The 18,734-nt window shown below is 28.6% G+C and carries 17 protein-coding genes; 7 read left to right on the top strand and 10 right to left on the bottom strand.

Features of this window, described 5'->3' with window-relative positions:
* The 6 genes from glgA to IR152_RS03655 all read right to left on the bottom strand — a co-directional run bounded on the left by glgA (position 1) and on the right by IR152_RS03655 (position 7,821).
* Positions 1 to 1,443, bottom strand: coding sequence for a glycogen synthase GlgA (glgA, locus tag IR152_RS03680; protein ID WP_227450455.1), 1,443 nt, complete (start codon positions 1,441 to 1,443; stop codon positions 1 to 3).
* 28 nt (positions 1,444 to 1,471) lie between these two features.
* A complete protein-coding gene (gene glgD, locus IR152_RS03675) occupies positions 1,472 to 2,602 on the bottom strand; it encodes a glucose-1-phosphate adenylyltransferase subunit GlgD (RefSeq protein ID WP_227450454.1) in 1,131 nt (376 codons plus the stop codon).
* Position 2,603: 1 nt separating this feature from the next.
* Positions 2,604 to 3,764 carry a glucose-1-phosphate adenylyltransferase gene (locus tag IR152_RS03670; protein ID WP_413927465.1) on the bottom strand — a complete coding sequence of 387 codons (1,161 nt, stop codon included), beginning with the start codon at positions 3,762 to 3,764 and terminating at the stop codon, positions 2,604 to 2,606.
* Positions 3,765 to 4,549: 785 nt separating this feature from the next.
* Complete coding sequence (locus tag IR152_RS03665) at positions 4,550 to 5,593, bottom strand: SPFH domain-containing protein (RefSeq protein WP_227450453.1); 1,044 nt, start codon at positions 5,591 to 5,593, stop codon at positions 4,550 to 4,552.
* 20 nt (positions 5,594 to 5,613) lie between these two features.
* Complete coding sequence (locus IR152_RS03660; protein WP_227450452.1) at positions 5,614 to 6,060, bottom strand: NfeD family protein; 447 nt, start codon at positions 6,058 to 6,060, stop codon at positions 5,614 to 5,616.
* 180 nt (positions 6,061 to 6,240) lie between these two features.
* Positions 6,241 to 7,821, bottom strand: coding sequence for an NAD(P)H-hydrate dehydratase (locus IR152_RS03655; RefSeq protein WP_227450451.1), 1,581 nt, complete (start codon positions 7,819 to 7,821; stop codon positions 6,241 to 6,243).
* 804 nt (positions 7,822 to 8,625) lie between these two features.
* Between IR152_RS03655 and IR152_RS03650 the strand changes: the two genes are divergently transcribed.
* From IR152_RS03650 to IR152_RS19905, 7 genes are all read left to right on the top strand, one after another.
* On the top strand, positions 8,626 to 9,528 hold the full coding sequence (locus IR152_RS03650; protein WP_227450450.1) for an ABC transporter permease: 903 nt from the start codon (positions 8,626 to 8,628) through the stop codon (positions 9,526 to 9,528).
* Positions 9,515 to 10,270: an ABC transporter ATP-binding protein gene (locus IR152_RS03645; RefSeq protein WP_227450449.1), complete on the top strand. Its 756-nt coding sequence runs from the start codon at positions 9,515 to 9,517 to the stop codon at positions 10,268 to 10,270. Before IR152_RS03650 ends, IR152_RS03645 begins: the two co-directional genes overlap by 14 nt.
* 95 nt (positions 10,271 to 10,365) lie before the next feature.
* The gene (locus tag IR152_RS03640; RefSeq protein ID WP_227450448.1) at positions 10,366 to 11,403 is read left to right on the top strand and encodes an ABC transporter substrate-binding protein; all 1,038 of its coding nucleotides are present in this window, start codon (positions 10,366 to 10,368) and stop codon (positions 11,401 to 11,403) included.
* A 783-nt stretch (positions 11,404 to 12,186) separates the two neighbouring features.
* Entirely contained in the window at positions 12,187 to 13,089 is a 903-nt protein-coding gene (locus tag IR152_RS03635; RefSeq protein ID WP_227450447.1) for an ABC transporter permease, read from the top strand.
* Complete coding sequence (locus IR152_RS03630; RefSeq protein ID WP_227450446.1) at positions 13,076 to 13,831, top strand: ABC transporter ATP-binding protein; 756 nt, start codon at positions 13,076 to 13,078, stop codon at positions 13,829 to 13,831. The genes IR152_RS03635 and IR152_RS03630 overlap by 14 nt, the downstream gene beginning before the upstream one ends.
* A 132-nt stretch (positions 13,832 to 13,963) precedes the next feature.
* Positions 13,964 to 14,986 (top strand): CD0873 family tyrosine ABC transporter substrate-binding lipoprotein, encoded by a 1,023-nt coding sequence (locus IR152_RS03625; RefSeq protein ID WP_227450445.1) that lies wholly within the window; start codon positions 13,964 to 13,966, stop codon positions 14,984 to 14,986.
* Positions 14,987 to 15,006: 20 nt separating this feature from the next.
* Complete coding sequence (locus IR152_RS19905; RefSeq protein ID WP_255624398.1) at positions 15,007 to 15,141, top strand: hypothetical protein; 135 nt, start codon at positions 15,007 to 15,009, stop codon at positions 15,139 to 15,141.
* A gap of 262 nt (positions 15,142 to 15,403) precedes the next feature.
* On the opposite strand, the gene IR152_RS03620 is transcribed toward IR152_RS19905, so the two are convergent.
* From IR152_RS03620 to modA, 4 genes are all read right to left on the bottom strand, one after another.
* Positions 15,404 to 15,961, bottom strand: coding sequence for a sugar O-acetyltransferase (locus tag IR152_RS03620; RefSeq protein WP_227450444.1), 558 nt, complete (start codon positions 15,959 to 15,961; stop codon positions 15,404 to 15,406).
* Between the two features lie 5 nt (positions 15,962 to 15,966).
* Complete coding sequence (locus IR152_RS03615; protein WP_227450443.1) at positions 15,967 to 17,043, bottom strand: sulfate/molybdate ABC transporter ATP-binding protein; 1,077 nt, start codon at positions 17,041 to 17,043, stop codon at positions 15,967 to 15,969.
* Entirely contained in the window at positions 17,044 to 17,727 is a 684-nt protein-coding gene (gene modB, locus IR152_RS03610; RefSeq protein WP_227450442.1) for a molybdate ABC transporter permease subunit, read from the bottom strand.
* Positions 17,728 to 17,862: 135 nt separating this feature from the next.
* Positions 17,863 to 18,675 carry a molybdate ABC transporter substrate-binding protein gene (gene modA / locus IR152_RS03605; protein WP_227450441.1) on the bottom strand — a complete coding sequence of 271 codons (813 nt, stop codon included), beginning with the start codon at positions 18,673 to 18,675 and terminating at the stop codon, positions 17,863 to 17,865.
* Between the last annotated feature and the right edge of the window lie 59 nt (positions 18,676 to 18,734).

Below are 18,734 nucleotides of genomic sequence, written 5' to 3'. Positions count from 1 at the left end.
TTAATCACATATGTCTCTATACGTTTCTATATACTCCTTAGCTGATTTTTTCCAACTATTATCTGTGTTCATTGCATTTTCAACTAATTTCGTCCATTCTTCTTTATCTCTAAACACTTTGATTGCATTTTGCAAACAGAAAAACATCTCATGAGCATTGTAATTTTTAAAACTAAATCCATTACCTTCGCCAGTAAATTTATTGTAAGGTATTACAGTATCCTTAAGTCCTCCAGTCTCTCTAACTATTGGTAAAGAACCATATCTCATAGCCAACATTTGCCCTATACCACAAGGCTCAAATAGTGATGGCATTAAGAATATATCACTTGCAGCATATATCTGTTGAGCTAATGATGTATTAAAAGTAATTCTAGCTGATACTTTATCTGAGAAATTAGAATCATAATAATTGAACATTGATTGATATTGATGTTCTCCAGTTCCTAAAACGACAATCTGTAAATCTTCTCTCATAAGTTCAGGCATCATATATGCTATTAAGTCAAATCCTTTTTGAGAAACTAATCTTGAAACTATCCCTATCAATGGGATAGATGAATCTTTTTTAAGTCCCAATATATCTTGTAATCTCAATTTGTTTTCTACCTTTTTATCAATAGAATCTACATCATAATGAACAAATATATCTTTATCTTTTGCAGGGTCGTTTAAATCATAATCTATTCCATTTAATATACCTTTTAATTTGTCTGATTCTTTTCTAAGCAATCCATCTAATTGCTCACCATAAAAAGGCGTTTGTATTTCATTTGCATAAGTAGGACTAACAGTTATAATTTTATCTGCAAAATTTATTCCAGCTTTCATAAAATTTATTGAACCATAATACTCTATATCTCCGTTATCAAAGTATTTTTGTGGTAAGCCCAATACATCATCTAAAATATACTTATCAAACACACCTTGATATTGGAGATTATGTATAGTATACATAGTTTTTATATTTTTATACCCCTCAAGGGTTGCATATCTTTCTTTTAGAATTAATGGTAACATACCTGTATGCCAATCATTTATATGTATTACATCTGGGTAAAAATCAATTCTACTTATAGCTTCTAAAACAGCATCTGTAAAGAAAGTATACCTTTCTGCATCATCTCCATATCCATAGATACTCTTTCTTTCATCTTCTCTTCTAAAATAAAATTCATTGTCTATAAAGTAAAATTTTACACCATCTAGTTCCATTTCTAAAAGACCACAGTATTGATTTCTCCATCCAACACGTACACTAAACACAGCAATTTCTTTTAGTTTATCTTTTAAATAACTTGGTATAGTTGAATATTTAGGCATTATAACCCTTACATCTACACCTTCTTTTTTTAATTCTTTAGGCAATGCATAAGAAACATCTCCTAATCCTCCAGTTTTTGCAAAGGGCCAACACTCTGCTGTTACATAAAATACCTTCACTAGTTATTCCCCCTTCTAAAAAATATATTTATATATTTGTATTCTTTTCTACTACAAGAGGATATTTTTCATCTCCTCTTAACTCTTTTCCATTTGATATATTTGTATTTTTATCTAATATTGCATTATATAATTTTGCATTTGACTTTATTACACAATTTTGCATTACTATTGAGTTTTCTATAACTGTTCCTTTTTCAACATTGACCTTTCTAAATATAATACTGTCTTTTACAGTACCTTCAATTAAACAACCTGATGCTATAAAGCTATTTTCTACTTTAGCACTATCTGTATAAATTGTAGGTGATTCATTCTTTTCTTTTGTAAATATCTTTCTTTCAGAATATAATAATTCGTCAGCAACTTCTAAATTTAATAAATCTTTGCTCATTTCAAAATATGATTCAACAGAATTTACACATTTTAAATATCCTGTATACTCATAAGCTCCTACTTTCATATTTTCTGCTTCTTCAATAATGAATTCTTCTAAGTAACAATAATTTCCTTTATTTACAATATTATATATACATTCAACAAAATCTTCACGTTTCATAATATACGTTTCCATACATATATTTGCTCTAGGGAATTTACCTAAATTATTTCCAACATTTATCACCCTATTGTTACTATCTAAATTTAGAGTTAAGTTACCCGCAAAATCTTTATTTGCATTGTTTACATTTTTATATATCATAGTTATATCATTATGAGATTTTTTATGGTATTCCAAGGCATGAGAATAATTTAAATTGCATAGCATATAGCTTGGAGCTATTAAAATATATTCTTCTTCACTCTTTTCTATATAATCCAGATTAGCCAAGATGGTATATATGTCACCTTCTCTATGTGAGTAAGTGTTTCTGTACTTAGTGTTTTCTGGACTAAAAATTGATAGGCCACCTTTTTTTCTACTTAAATCCCAATCTTTACCACTGCCTATATGGTCTGTCAATGATCTGTATTTTTCCTTTGCGAATATTCCAACTTTAGTGATTCCTGAATTTATCATATTAGATAAAGCAAAATCTATTATTCTATATCTTCCAGCTATTGGTGTAGATGCTATTGGTCTTCCATAGTTAAGTTTGTTTATTGCTGGGTCTCCTTTTTTGTTTAAATTTATTATTCCTAAACATTCATTACTCATCTTAAAGACCTCCTTCTATCAATACGCATCTAGGTTCTATATTTTCATACTCAGAAACTACATTTATTTCATTATTTACATTTTTTATCTGAACATTATCATTTATAGTTGCACACTCACCTATCATAGCTTTTTCTATAGTTACATTTTCACCTATTACAACATTTGGCATTATCACTGAGTCAATTACTTTACTTCCTTTACCAACAACAACTCCATGTGACAATACAGAATTACCTACTTCACCTAAAATTCTACAACCATCTGCTATCATTGATCTGTGAACATTTGCATTTTTACCTATATATTGTGGAGGCATTGCCATGGTGTTTGTATATATCTTCCATTTAGGGTCCACTAAATCAAGTGTTTCTGGAGACTTTATTATATCCATATTGGCATCCCATAGACTTTGTATAGTTCCTACATCTCTCCAGTATCCCTTAAATGGATAAGCATACATTCCAACATTATCTTCTAACATTTTAGGTATTAAATTTTTTCCAAAATCATCATAATTTATTTCTGCATTTTTTTCTGCTTCCTTAAAATAACTTCTCAACATTTTCCAATCAAATATGTACACTCCCATAGATGCCAAATTACTCTTAGGTTCACTTGGTTTTTCTTCAAATTCATAGATACTTGAATCTTCATTTGTATTCATTATTCCAAATCTAGAAGCCTCATCCCAAGGAACTTCAATTACTGCTATTGTAGCTTTAGAACCTTTTTCTTTATGAAATTTTAACATCTTGCTATAATCCATTTTATATATATGGTCCCCAGATAGTATCAATACATATTCTGGATTATAAGTATCTACAAAATCCATATTTTGATATATTGCATGTGCTGTACCATTATACCAATTACCCTCTTTTTCATTCATAAATGGTTGTAAAACATATACACCACCATTTATTCTGTCCAAGTCCCAATGACTTCCCATACCTATATGTGAATTTAATATCAACGGTCTATATTGAGTTAAAACACCCACAGTGTCAATACCAGAGTTTGAACAATTGCTTAACACAAAATCAATAATTCTATACTTACCCCCAAATGACACAGCTGGTTTTGCAATTCTTTTTGTAAAAACTCCTAATCTTGAACCTTGACCTCCTGCCAAAATCATAGCTAACATCTCTTTTTTCACTTAATGACACTCCCCTCATCTAGTAATTAATATTTATAATTGCATTTTTACTTTTATAAACTTTATCAGTCAATAAATACTGTGCATAAATGTTGCTTAAATAATACCTTAATAAAAATAAAATAATATCAACTATACAATTGATATAATGTATACCCCATAATAGAGTTGTAGACGTATACATTATTTTCCATAAACACTATAATATTTATTAATATTCAATTCTCAGTTAAAAAATAATACAAATTTTATTTTACAAAGATAAAAAATATTTTTTATAAATCTTTTATTCAATATAAATATGTTTATTTTTTTATTCATTAAATTCATAATAGTAAAACATAATTTTAAATTTGTGAAATAATTATCCAAAAAATTTTAAGTAAGCACTAGATAATTTTATTTTTGCATTAATACTTCTTTGCTGTCATATAAACAATAAATTATAAAATTCCAACTCAATTATTATCTTTCTTAATAGTAACATTGATATTTTTATAACTACATATGTTAATAGTACAAATAGACTAATTAAAACCATTCTCATTCACTATATGTTTTATATACTATTATATAACACTTTTTATATTAGTAAAGGAGAAATTGTATAAAAATTCTGTTAATTCATTTTTATAATTTTGTTTTTTAAATAAAAACTTTAAATAAAAACAAAGAAGAAGACTTAAAAAGCTATAAGTCTTCTTCTTTTCAACGTGCATTTTTGTACTATATCTAATTAATTCGACCTTTAATTTCCATATCCTTCCTTCAATAACAAAACTCTTTTATTTTTTTAATGACTCATTATTACCTAGAATTTCTTTTGCATCTAATATCTCTTTGTTATCATCACTCATAACTTCTTTTATACCTTTAAATGTTCCTAGGAAGTTAACTGCTTCTGAAGGTAAAACTAGTTTCGTTGACTTACCTTCAGCCATTTTTTCAAGAGCTTCCATAGATTTTAATGCTAGAATATTATTGTCAATATCAGATTCTTTCATTGCTAAAAAGACTAGTTTTAAACCTTCTGCTGTTGCTATTTGAGTTCTCTTTATCATTTCAGCTTCACCTTGTGCCTTAGCAATAGCTGTTTGTCTTATAGCTTCAGCCTCACCTTCTGCAACCAATATAGCAGATTCTTTTTCACCTTCTGCTACACGTATCATAGCTTCTTTTTTGGCTTCTGCTGTTAGTATAGCAGATTGTTTTTCTCCTTCTGCTTGAAGTATCGCAGCTGACTTATTACCTTCTGCTTGAAGTATTGCCTCTCTTCTTTCTCTTTCTGCCCTCATTTGTTTTTCCATCGCAACTTGAATATCCTGAGGAGGCATTATATTTTTTAACTCTACTCTATTTACTTTTATACCCCATTTATCTGTTGCTTCATCAAGAATGGTTCTCATTTTTACATTTATTATATCTCTTGATGTTAGTGTTTCATCTAAGTCAAGTTCACCAATTATATTTCTTAGCGTTGTAGCTGTTAAATTTTCAATAGCAGCTATTGGATTTGCTATCTCAAACACGTATCTAACTGGGTCTGTAACTTTATAGTATACAACTGTATCAATCTGCATAGTTACATTATCCTTAGTTATAACTGGTTGAGGTGGGAAATCTATTACAATTTCTCTCAGGTCAATTACATATGCCATATTATCTAAAAATGGTATTAAGAAATGCACACCTGTCTCAGCTACTTTTTGAAACTTACCAAGTCTCATTATTATACCTACTTTAGATTGTTTTATAACTCTTATGCAGGTTAAACTTATTGCTATGACTACTACTATTAATACAATACTTAAAACAATTTTAGTACTCATACTATAAATCCTCCTTTATTCTATTGATTTGTCACACTAGTTGTAGCGTTTACTTTTTTAACAACTAGTTTTACCCCTTCTATTTTTAATACTTCTACTGTAGAATCTTTTTCTATCTTTTCACCATCTATAGAAATAGCCGTCCATATTTCATGTTCAACTACAACCAGACCTGTGTTATTTGGAGAAATCTCTTCTGTAACAATACCTCTTTTAGATATCATAGCTTGTAAATTAGTATTAGACTTGTAACCTTTATCTTTTTTTACAATTTTTTTAGTAGCTAAAATCAACATTGCTATAGAAATTACTGCAAATATTAAAATTTGTAAGAAAATACTCTCTATAAAGCTACTTAAAAATATAAGTACTACAGCTCCTACACTAAACCATATCAGTGTCAAGCTTGGTGTCAACATTTCTGCTATTCCAAATAAGACTGCTACTATCAACCATATTAACTTCATACTATCTACCCTCTTTTCATATGAATTATAAAACCCTATATAAATATATGTTTATACAATGCTTTTGCACATAAATTTAAACTACAAATCAATAAAATAAACTAATTTAAGATTAATTTAATAGTATTATATCAACATACTTTGTTAAAGTTGTTACAAAACAGTATCAAACATCATTAATTATACAATCAAAAACTCTTTCATTGTTAATGAAATGTTACTTATTAAATCTGTGGCATTTACTGTATACATTATTTTGCTCAATTTATCTCCTATATAACCATGTATATATGCTCCACTAACTGTAGCTTCCAATATATCCATACCTTGACCTATAAATGAAGTAATAATCCCAAGCAAACAATCACCCATTCCACCAGTTGCCATACAGCTGTTCCCTGTAGGATTTATATATGTTTTTTTACCATCTGTTATGACAGTTTGATAACCTTTTAAAAGGACAACTAGATTATATTTTTGAGCAAATTCTTTTGCCACATCTACTCTATGTTCTCTTATATACCCAATTGAATCTCCTGTCAACCTAGCCATTTCTCCCAAATGAGGTGTAATTACAAATCTATTTTTCCATTCTAAAAACTTATAACATCTATCCTTCATAACGTTTAATCCATCAGCATCTAATACGATTGGGCAATTAGAATTTTCTATTATTTTAAGTAATTTATCAAATGTTTGATGATTATCTCCCATACCTGGACCAAAACCAATTGCATCACTAGAGCTAAGTAACTTATTCAATCTTTCCTCTTCAAAATTTAAAGTCATTGCTTCAGTAAGTCTACTAGATACCTTATCTTGTACATCTTCAGTACTGATTAGCGTTACAAGTCCACTTCCACTCTTAACAGCAGATTCAGTTGCTATGAAACTTGCACCATAAAATCCTTTTGAACCTGCAACTATAGATACTTTTCCAAAATCACTTTTAAAACCATACATATCTCTTCTTCTAATATTATTTTTTACAAAAGTCTTATCAGTTATGAACTCTTCATCATGGTATTTTCTTGTAATAAAATCTGGAACACCTATCTTTTCTACAATTACATCACCTATAAGTGAACTAGTATCATAGTTTAAAAAACCTCTTTTATAAAACTCAAAACTAATCGTTTTGTTTGCTCTAATACAAGTTCCTAATACATTTCCCTTATCACTATCTATACCAGAAGGAATATCTATAGAATATGTATTTTTACTGTTATCGTTTACTATATCAATAACTTCTTTAAAAATACCAGTTATATCACGTTTTAATCCAGTGCCAAATATAGCATCTACTACAACATCACTTTTGGATACTCTATCTTTAAAAATTGTTAAATTTTTATTTTTTATAATATTTTGTTTCTCGACTTTAATAATTTTATCTACTTCATTTTCATCTCCATCATTTTTTTCACTTAAATCTTTTTTATTAATATTTATAATATTAATTCCCATATTTAAAAGTACATTGTAGTTTATTTTAGAACATTCACTTAGTTTTTCAAGATTACCTACTAAAAATACGTTTACTTCTTTTCCCTTTATATTTAAATGCCTTGCTATTCCAAGACCATCTCCACCATTATTTCCAACACCACATACAACTGTATAACTATTATATATGTCTATATCCATATTTTTCATTGCAGATATAACTGCATTTTCCATTAATACAATCATTGGAATACCTAATTCTTCTACACATGCAGTATCGACATTCCTGCTTAATTTAGATGTACCTATTAGCATAAATTATCACTCCTATAAAGTCAAAGACTTCTTAAATATTTACAAATAAATATCTATTGAAGTCTTTCTAATCTCATAAATATCATAATAGAATCACTAAATAATACAATTGCTAAAACTAAAGTTTTTAAAACAATTTAAAATAACAAAAAATTTTGAATTAAAACAATTATTTAATTTATTATACCATATAATTTGAGTTATTATGTTGTTTTAAAGCCTATTTGCACTAATTATCTAAATATTTCTTTACTTTTTACAATCTTTTGTGACTTATTCATATTTTTTATTTTTATTTAAAAAACAATAATTAAGAATATTACTATATTCTGCACATAAAAATTTTTTTATTTAAATTCAATTTTCTGATAATTCGATAATTTTTCAAAATTTATAGTTGACTTTTATTTTTTACTGTATTAAACTAATTACTATACAAAACGGAAAACAAAATTTTCAAAATTATTAAATTAAAAGGAGAGGTAAATATGAAGACTTTATTAAACAAACAAGTACGATTTTTTAGTAGCCAATTTAGTTAGGGTTTGTAGCTAAGTTAAGACAAATTGTCATAACATAGATACAAGCCCCTTAGGATTATGATTTTTAAGGATTGTATCTATGTTGGCTATAGTAATTGTTGTTAAAGTTTTTATTTTATCATCATAATATAGAGCCACATGGATTATACTGTGTGGCTTATTCGTGTTTTTGCCATACAGTTATATATACTGTGTGGTTTTTTTATATCAAAATTAAATTTAAAAAATTATTTTAAAATATTTTCAAAGGGGTGTTTTATCTATGACAGGTATTATATCTGTAATGACGCAAAGTTTAATTTTATCGATTATGGCACTGGGGGTTTATATAACTTACAAAATCTTAGATTTTCCAGATATGTCTGCTGATGGTAGTTACACAATGGGTGCTTCTATCGTAGCATTTTCTCTTACTAATGGTATTTCTCCTGTAGTAGCAACTTTAATGGCTATATTATGTGGTTGCACTGCTGGTCTTGTTACTGGAATTCTTCACATTAAGTTTAAGATATCCAACCTACTTTCTGGTATTTTAGTCATGGGAATGTTGTACTCTATCAACTTAAGAATAATGGGAAAATCAAATATCCCTCTATTTAGTTTTAAGCACTTATTTAATGGAGAAATATCTCCTATAGTTTTAGCCTTAGCTTTTGTATTTATCTGTAAAGTTCTTTTAGACTTATTCTTAAAAACAGGTCTTGGATACACTTTAAAAGGTGTTGGTGATAACTCTCAAATGATTAAATCTTTGGGTATAAATATCGGTTCTATAAAAATACTAGGACTTATGATTTCAAATGGACTTATTGCTTTATCTGGTAGTCTTATGGCTCAGTTTTTGGGATTCTCAGATGTAAATATGGGTATAGGAACTTTAGTTCTTGGAATTGCCTCTATAATAATTGGTATTACACTATTTAAGAAGTTTACTTTTATCAAAGATACTACTGCAATAATTGTTGGCTCTTTTATATACCAATTCACTATATACTTTGCAATGAGTTTAGGAATGTTATCAACTGACTTAAAATTAATAACTGCTATAGTTATAATAGCTTTCTTAGCTACTGGCAACTTAAACATTTCACTAAAAAAAAACAAGTACAAAGCTAGTACCAAAAATAAATCAGAAAAAAGAGGTGTTGTAGATGTTACAAATTAAAAATCTTTCAAAGAGTTTCCCTAATCCATACGGTGAACCTAATACTATATTTGAAAATTTATCAATCGATATAGAAGATGGTGAATTTGTAAGTATCATAGGTAGTAATGGAACTGGTAAATCTACTTTATTAAATATAATATCTGGACTTATAAAAGAATCTTCTGGACAAATTACGTTAGACAATACTACTATAACAAACCTAGCTGAATACAAAAGAACTCAAATAGTAAGTAGAGTTTTTCAAGACCCTAGTCTAGGAACTTGTCCTTCTATGACGGTTAGAGAAAATTTATCTCTGGCACTTAATAAAGGCAAGCTATTAAACTTAAAGAGATGTCTTCGTCATAAAACGAACGACTTGGAGCACTTGCTTGAAGGAATTTCTTTAGATTTAAAAAAATACTTAGATATTAAAGTACAATATCTTTCAGGAGGTCAAAGACAATCACTTTCACTGATTATGTCCAGTTTAGCAAGCCCTAAAGTTCTATTGCTAGATGAGCATACAGCAGCACTTGACCCAAAAACATCAAATGAAGTAATTAAATTAACAGATAAAATTGTAAGAGAAAAAAGTATAACTACACTTATGGTAACTCACAACTTAAAACATGCTCTTCAATATGGAGATAGGCTAATAATGCTTCATAAAGGCGAAGTTGTCTTAGATGTAAAAGATAAGGAAAAAGAGGAATTAACAGTTGAAGAAATCTTAGAAAAATTTGAATATGCAGTTTAAGAAACCAAAATACAGTCTTAGGTACGCATACTTATAACCTATTATATGAATATATGAACAAATATAATTTTTAAATTTTAAGGGAGAAAAATAAAATGATAAAAAGTAAAAAAATATTAAGTTTAATTACCGCAGGGATACTTGGATTATCAATGCTTACTGGATGTTCTCAATCTGGAGGTCCTGATGGTTCAAAAGACAAAGAAAAAACAGATGATGGTAAGGTAAAAACTATAGGTATCACTCAGTTAGTAGAACATCCATCTTTAGATAAGGCAAAGAAGGGATTCATAAAAGCACTCGAAGATAAAGGCTATAAAGACGGAGATAATATAAAAATAGACTTTCAAAACGCTCAAAATGATATGCCTACTACACAAAGTATTGCAAGTAAATTCGTATCAGATAAAAAAGATTTGATATATGCTATATCTACTCCATCTGCTCAAGCAGCTTATAATGCTACTAAAGATATACCTATAATCATGACTGCTGTTACAGACCCTGTAGAAGCTGGACTTGTTAAATCAATTGAAAAACCAGGCGGAAATGTTTCCGGTACATCAGATTATCTTTCAATTGATAAAACATTGGAATTAGTTAAGACACTAACTCCAAAAGCAAAAAAAATAGGTGTTATATACAATACTAGTGAAGTTAATTCAAAAACTCAAGTTGACTCTCTACACGATTATGCTAAGAAAAATAATTATGAAGTTGTTGAAAAAGGAGTCAGTTCTTCAAGTGAAGTTAATCAAGCTATTTCTAGCTTAGTTGGCAAGATAGATGTTTTATATGTCCCTACTGACAATTTAATAGTTTCTTCTATGCCTATAGTTTCTAAAGTTGCCAATGAGAACAAAATTCCTATAATAGCTTCTGAAGAAGGCTCTGTAACTTCTGGTGCTTTAGCTTGTTGTGGTATAGACTATGTAAAGCTTGGTTACAAAGCTGGAGAACTTGCTATTGAAGTGTTGGAAGGAAAATCTGTTGGCGATATACCAATTACTATGTTAGATGAAACTGAAATAATAATTAATGAAGATACACTAAAAGCACTTGACATGCAAAAGTTATCAGCAGATAATATAAAGTATATAAAGTCAGATGAAAATGCAAAATCTACAGAATAACACTTATTGATTTCAAAAAAGTAGGTAATATGAAAACTTTATATAATAAGTACTCTTATCCACCCTAACCCTTTGAAAATTGTGCTTATTGTAGCAATTTAAATATTGCATATAAAGTTATTCATTTTCCATAAAAGTCGTCTTTATTGACGACTGATTATGAAAGTTATATAACTTTCTAATCACTACTTGAGCTGTCCAAAAGAATTTTAACATTCTTTAGACAGCTTTTTTTATGAAATTTGATTGATATATATTCCATATTCAGTAAATATTTCGATAAAATTTTCATACTTATACACAAGCTAGAATAACGTTTTTTTCAACTGGTACATTAATTTAAAAGTATTCTAGGTATACATTATTTAGTATTTTAATTAAATTTAGCAGTTGACTTTTATTGTGGTATAATTTATAATTTATAACAAGTCAAGAATACATATAATTTTCTGACTAATTAAAATATTAAAAGGAGAGATAATTATGAATACTTTATTAAACAATAAAAAATATTATTATTATTATAGCCACTATTTTTAGGGTTTGTACCTACGTTTTAACATAGATACAGACCCCTTAAGACTATTAAAATTTTGGGATTGTATCTATGTTGGCTATATTGTTTATAAAGTTTTCATTTAACTATATAAGAGCCACATAGATTAAACTATGTGGCTTATTCTTGTTTTTACCACATAGTTTTGTATACTATGTGGTTTTTTTATACACAAAATTAACAATTAATTAAAATTATAAAAATATTTTCAAAGGAGTGTTTTATTTATGTCAGGTATTATATCTGTAATGACGCAAAGTTTAATTTTATCGATTATGGCACTGGGGGTTTATATAACTTACAAAATCTTAGATTTTCCAGATATGTCTGCTGATGGTAGTTACACAATGGGTGCTTCTATCGTAGCATTTTCTCTTACTAATGGTATTTCTCCTGTAGTAGCAACTTTAATGGCTATATTATGTGGTTGCACTGCTGGTCTTGTTACTGGAATTCTTCACATTAAGTTTAAGATATCCAACCTACTTTCTGGTATTTTAGTCATGGGAATGTTGTACTCTATCAACTTAAGAATAATGGGAAAATCAAATATCCCTCTATTTAGTTTTAAACACTTATTCAATGGAGAAATATCTCCTATAGTGTTAGCCTTAGCCTTTGTGTTTATCTGTAAGGTCCTTTTAGACTTATTCTTAAAAACAGGTCTTGGATACACTTTAAAAGGTGTTGGTGATAACTCTCAAATGATTAAATCTTTGGGTATAAATATCGGTTCTATAAAAATACTAGGACTTATGATTTCAAATGGGCTTATTGCTTTATCTGGTGGTCTTATGGCTCAATTCTTAGGATTCTCAGATGTAAATATGGGTATAGGAACTTTAGTTCTTGGAATTGCCTCTATAATAATTGGTATTACACTATTTAAGAAGTTTACTTTTATCAAAGATACTACTGCAATAATTGTTGGCTCTTTTATATACCAATTCACTATATACTTTGCAATGAGTTTAGGAATGTTATCAACTGACTTAAAATTAATAACTGCTATAGTTATAATAGCTTTCTTAGCTACTGGCAACTTAAATATTTCACTAAAAAAAAACAAATACAAAGCTAGTACCAAAAATAAATCAGAAAAAAGAGGTGTTATAGATGTTACAAATTAAAAATCTTTCAAAGAGCTTCCCTAATCCATATGGTGAACCTAATACTATATTTGAAAATTTATCAATTGATATAGAAGATGGTGAATTTGTAAGTATTATAGGTAGTAATGGAACTGGTAAATCTACTTTATTAAATATAATATCAGGTCTTATAAAAGAATCTTCTGGTCAAGTATTATTAAATAAACATAATTTATCTAACTTAGCTGAACATAGAAGAACTCAAATAGTAAGCAGAGTTTTTCAAGACCCTAGTCTAGGAACTTGTCCTTCTATGACAGTTAGAGAAAATTTATCTTTAGCTCTTAATAAAGGTAAATTATTAAACCTAAGAAAATGTCTTCGTTACAAAAGAGATTTCTTAGAAAATTTATTAGAGGGTGTATCTCTTGATTTAAAAAAATATCTTGATGTTCAAGTACAGTTTTTATCAGGAGGTCAAAGACAATCACTATCACTAATTATGTCTAGTTTAACAAATCCTTCTGTTTTATTACTTGATGAACATACAGCAGCACTTGACCCTAAAACATCAAATGAAGTTATTGAGTTAACTAATAATATTGTAAGAGAAAAAAATATAACTACACTTATGGTAACTCACAACTTAAAACATGCTCTTCAATACGGAGATAGGCTAATAATGCTTCATAAAGGTGAAGTTGTCTTAGATGTAAAAGGTAAAGAAAAAGAGCAATTAACAGTTGAAGAAATCTTAGAAAAATTTGAATATGCAGTTTAAAATATATCTATTACATTAATTTAAGTTTATTTCTAAAATAAACTCAAAATTATAATAATTATACTAACTTTGTAACAATTCATATGAATATATGAACATATATAACAAAAAAAATTTAAAGGGGATATAAAAATGATTAATAAAAAAAGATTAGCAAGTTTAGTTTTAGCTGGTGCTCTTAGTGTATCCATGCTTACAGGATGTTCACAAGGAGGAGACTCTAGTAATTCAAAACAAGAAAATACTTCTAAAAATAAAGAAGTTAAAAAGATTGGGATAACTCAATTGGTTGAACATCCAGCACTAGATGCTACTAAGACAGGATTTGTAAAAGCATTAGAAAAGAATGGATTTAAAGATGGAGAAAATATTGATATAGACTTCCAAAATGCTCAAAATGATATGCCTACTACACAAAGTATTGCAAGTAAATTTGCATCTGACAAAAAAGATTTAATATTTGCTATATCTACTCCATCAGCTCAAGCAGCTTTCAATGCTACTAAAGATATACCTATACTTATGACTGCTGTCAGTGACCCTGTTGCTGCTGGATTAGTTAAAACTCTTGAAAAACCAGGTGGAAATGTATCCGGAACATCAGACTTTGTTTCTGTAGACAAAGGTCTAGAACTTCTTAAAATATTTGCTCCTAAAGCAAAGACCATAGGAGTTATGTACAATACTAGTGAAGTTAATTCAAAGGTTCAAGTTGATGCTTTAAAAGAATATGCATCTAAAAATGGTTTCAAGGTTGTTGAAAAAGGTATAACTACTTCAAATGAAGTTAACCAAGGGATTTCTAGTTTAGTTGGCAAAATAGACGTCTTATATGTTCCTACAGACAACTTAGTAGCTTCTTCTATGCCTATAGTTTCTAAAATAGCTACTGAGAATAAAATTCCTGTTATAGCTGCTGAATCTGGTCCAGTTGAAAAAGGTGCTCTTGCTTGTCAAGGTATCAACTATGAAAAACTAGGTTACAAAACAGGTGAAATGGCTGTTAAAATTTTAAATGGTGAATCAGTATCTGATATGCCTATAGCCACATCAGACGACACAGATATCATTGTTAATGAAGATATATTAAAAGCTTTAGGTATGGAAAAATCTTCTAACGAGAATATTTCTTACGTAAAGACTAAACAAGAATAGCTATAATAGTAAAAGAAGAAATGGTAAAAGGAAGAGCATTAGCTTGTCAAGGTATAGATTATGAAAGATTGAGTTATAAAACTGGTGAAATGGCTGTTATAGTACTAAAAGGAGAATCTAAAGTTTTAGATATGCCTAAGTTTAGATGGCAATAATATAGTTTATGTTAAAACTGAAAATAAATAATTTAACTACTCTAGTTTAAACGATATAAAATTAAATATATTTTCTCTATACGATTAATATTCCTGTTTCTATAAATTTTTATTTAAAGAATACACATAAATATTTCCAGACTCTTTTTATAGAAACAGGAGTATATTTTTTCTTTAATATCTTATTTATTCAAAGATTATATGTAAATACTCTTAATTTATTTTTATAAACTTTATTTGTATATATTTTACATAATCAAATTTATTCTTCTATTTTCTTTATTACTCTGCATGGATTTCCAACAGCTACAGTATCTGATGGTATATCTTTTGTCACTACACTTCCTGCACCTATTACTACATTATCACCTATAGTAACTCCTGGTGTTATGATTACTCCCCCACCTATCCACACATTATCTCCTATTTTTACAGGAGAACCATACTCTATACCTGAAATTCTAAGTTGTGCATCAATTGGATGATAGGCTGTATAGATTTGAACGTTTGGAGCTAGCATTACATTATCACCTATTTCAATTTTACATACATCTAAGAAAATACAATCATAATTTGCAAAGAAATTTTCACCTACATATATATTATATCCATAGTCGCATTTAATGCTTTGTTCCACATTTATTTTATTACCGACTGAACCAAATAGTTGTCTTAAAATAGCTTCTCTTTTTTCATATTCATCCTCTAAAGTATTATTAAATAATCTAGTTAATTTTTTACAATATTCTCTTTCTTTTACTAGCAATTCATCATTTGCATAGTAACCTTTCCCTGACAACATTTTTTCTTTTTCAGTCATATAAATTACTCCTTTTCGTTATAATTGTACTTAAATAAAAATAAATATTCCTGTGGAAAATCTAAGTAAATACTGTCTCCATTCTTAAATCTCATCTTATTTTTTTCTACTTCTATTTGAATAGGCATATACTCACTAGATAAATCATGCTTTCTAACATATATAGTATATGTAAATGGATTTTCTATAATGTTAATCAATTCAAAGCACAACTTTCCATTTAAATATTCATTAGAATCCAAGACCTTAATATGATGCTCTCTAATTCCCACATATTCTACATTATCACCTATTTCTCCATTTAATGTCAACTCACATCCCCAATCTGTAGCATAAATAGTATTTTCATCTATCCTGTTGAATTGAGATATATTTTTACATCCTGTTATCTTAACTTCTATAAGGTACTTTGGAGATTCAAATAGCTCTTTTTTAGGTCTCTTTGGAAGACCTTCTCCCTTGTTATATACCATAATATCATCACAAACTCGGTAAGCTTCCTCAATATCATGAGTAACAAATAATATATCTCCCTTGTAGTCTTTTAACATGTTCATAAGTTCTTTTTCCATATTACTTCTTAAATGATGGTCCAGTGCTGAAAAAGGCTCGTCTAAAAGTAATATATCTGGAGATGTTGCCAATGCCCTAGCTAGTGCTACTCTTTGTTGTTGACCACCAGATAATTGCCAAGGATATCTACCCTCAAACCCATTTAATTTAAGTATATCTAAATACCTTACTACTATTTCTTTTTTTTCACTCTTGTTCAGTTTTAAAAGCCCAAGCTCAATATTTTGACTTACAGTCATATGTGGAAACAAGGCGTAGTTTTGAAATAAAAAACCTACTTTTCTATCTTTTGTTGATAAATTTATCTTTTTTTCAGAATCAAATAATACTCTATCATTTAATACAATCTTACCTCTTGTTGGTTTCTCAAGCCCTGCTATACATTTTAGTGTCATACTTTTCCCAGAACCAGATTCTCCTAAAAATCCCAGAATTCCTTTTTCTTGTTCAATTTCTACCTTTAATTTAAAAGAGGATAAATCTTTTTCAATATCTACATATAAACTCAACTATCTACACCTCTTTCCTATAATTTTCTGCTGAAATTCCGACCAATAATTTAATAATAAAATCATTGCTATAGATATTGCTACAATAATCATAACCCACATCATAGCTTTATTCATGTCCCCGCCTTCAACCGCAAAAAATATAGCTATTGGCATAGTTTGAGTTTTTCCAGGTATATTTCCAGCTATCATAAGTGTAGCACCAAATTCACCAAGAGCTCTGGCAAACGACAGCACCAATCCACCAATTATTCCAGGCCAAGCTAATGGAACTGCAATCTTAAAAAATACTTTCCATTCATTAAGACCTAGTGTCCTAGCAGCTGACAGCATATTATTGTCAATCTGTTCAAAAGCTGACCTTGAAGTTCTATACATCATAGGAAAAGATACCACTACTGCTGAAATTACAGTTGCTGTCCAACTAAATATTAAAGTCTTGTCAAAACTTAATAAAAACTTACCTACAGACCCATTTTTCCCACATACCAATAATAAAAAAAATCCTACAACTGTTGGTGGCAAAATTAATGGAAGTGTAAATAGCCCATCTATAAGCCCCTTCCACTTACCTCTATAATTAGCCATAATATATGACACAAATATTCCTATTATAAAAGTTATTGCTGTTGATAAAAGAGATGTCTTAAGCGATATCCATAAGGGTGACCAATCTGTTTCCATCTTTACCTCCTCAATTTTAAATGGAAATAGTGAAATTAATAACTCTATTAATTTCACTATTTCCATTTTATTATAATATACAATTATTTTCAATTTTCATTTATCTATAAACAATTTATATTTGGTTATACATAATTATTCTACTTTTTTATATCCAAATTCTTCAAAAATCTTTTGACCTGCCTCACTTAATAAAAATTCTTCAAATTTTTTAGCAGAATCTACATTTTTACTGGCTTTAATCACTGAAACTGGATATGTAATAGTTGAATGAGTTTTTTCGTCTATTTTTTCAACTACTTTTATCCTATCATTATTAACAGTATCACTAAAGTAAACGAATCCAACATCAGCATTTCCTGATTGTACCCATGCTAAAACTTCTTTTACATCCTTTGCAAATACTAGCTTATCTTTTAAATTATCTTTTAAATTTAAATTAGTTAACACCTCATCTGCATATTTCCCTGCTGGTACACTTTCAGCTTCTCCAACAGCAATTTTTTTCACTTTATCTGTAGTCAAATCTTTCATGCTAGATACATCACTATCAGTAGAAGAAATAAGAACTAAATCATTTTTTACTAAATCTTTCATAGTATCAGAAACTAATAACTTCTCTTCATCCAAAGCCTTCATTTGTTTTTGACCTGCTGAAATAAATAAATCACAAGGTGCTCCTTGTTCTATTTGCTGTTGCAATGACCCTGACGCCCCATAATTAACTGTCAATTTTATATTTGAATCAACTTTTTTGTACTCTTCTTCAATCTTTGCCATTGCTTCTTTTAAACTTGCAGCAGCCGATATATTTAACTCTACTGAATCACTACTTTTATTTGTTTTTTCTTGTTTTCCATCATCTTTTTTACCTTCACTACTATTGCATCCAACAATCCCTAAAGTTAAACATGCAACTAGCCCTAATATTCCCAATATTTTTTTCATATCAATCTCCCTTTTTGTAAATTATATATATATTTTAACACGTTTTATCACGTTTTATC

Source organism: Clostridioides sp. ES-S-0108-01, from assembly GCF_020662285.1.
In the GTDB taxonomy this organism is placed as follows: domain Bacteria; phylum Bacillota; class Clostridia; order Peptostreptococcales; family Peptostreptococcaceae; genus Clostridioides.
This window is presented reverse-complemented; position numbering and strand designations above follow the sequence as displayed.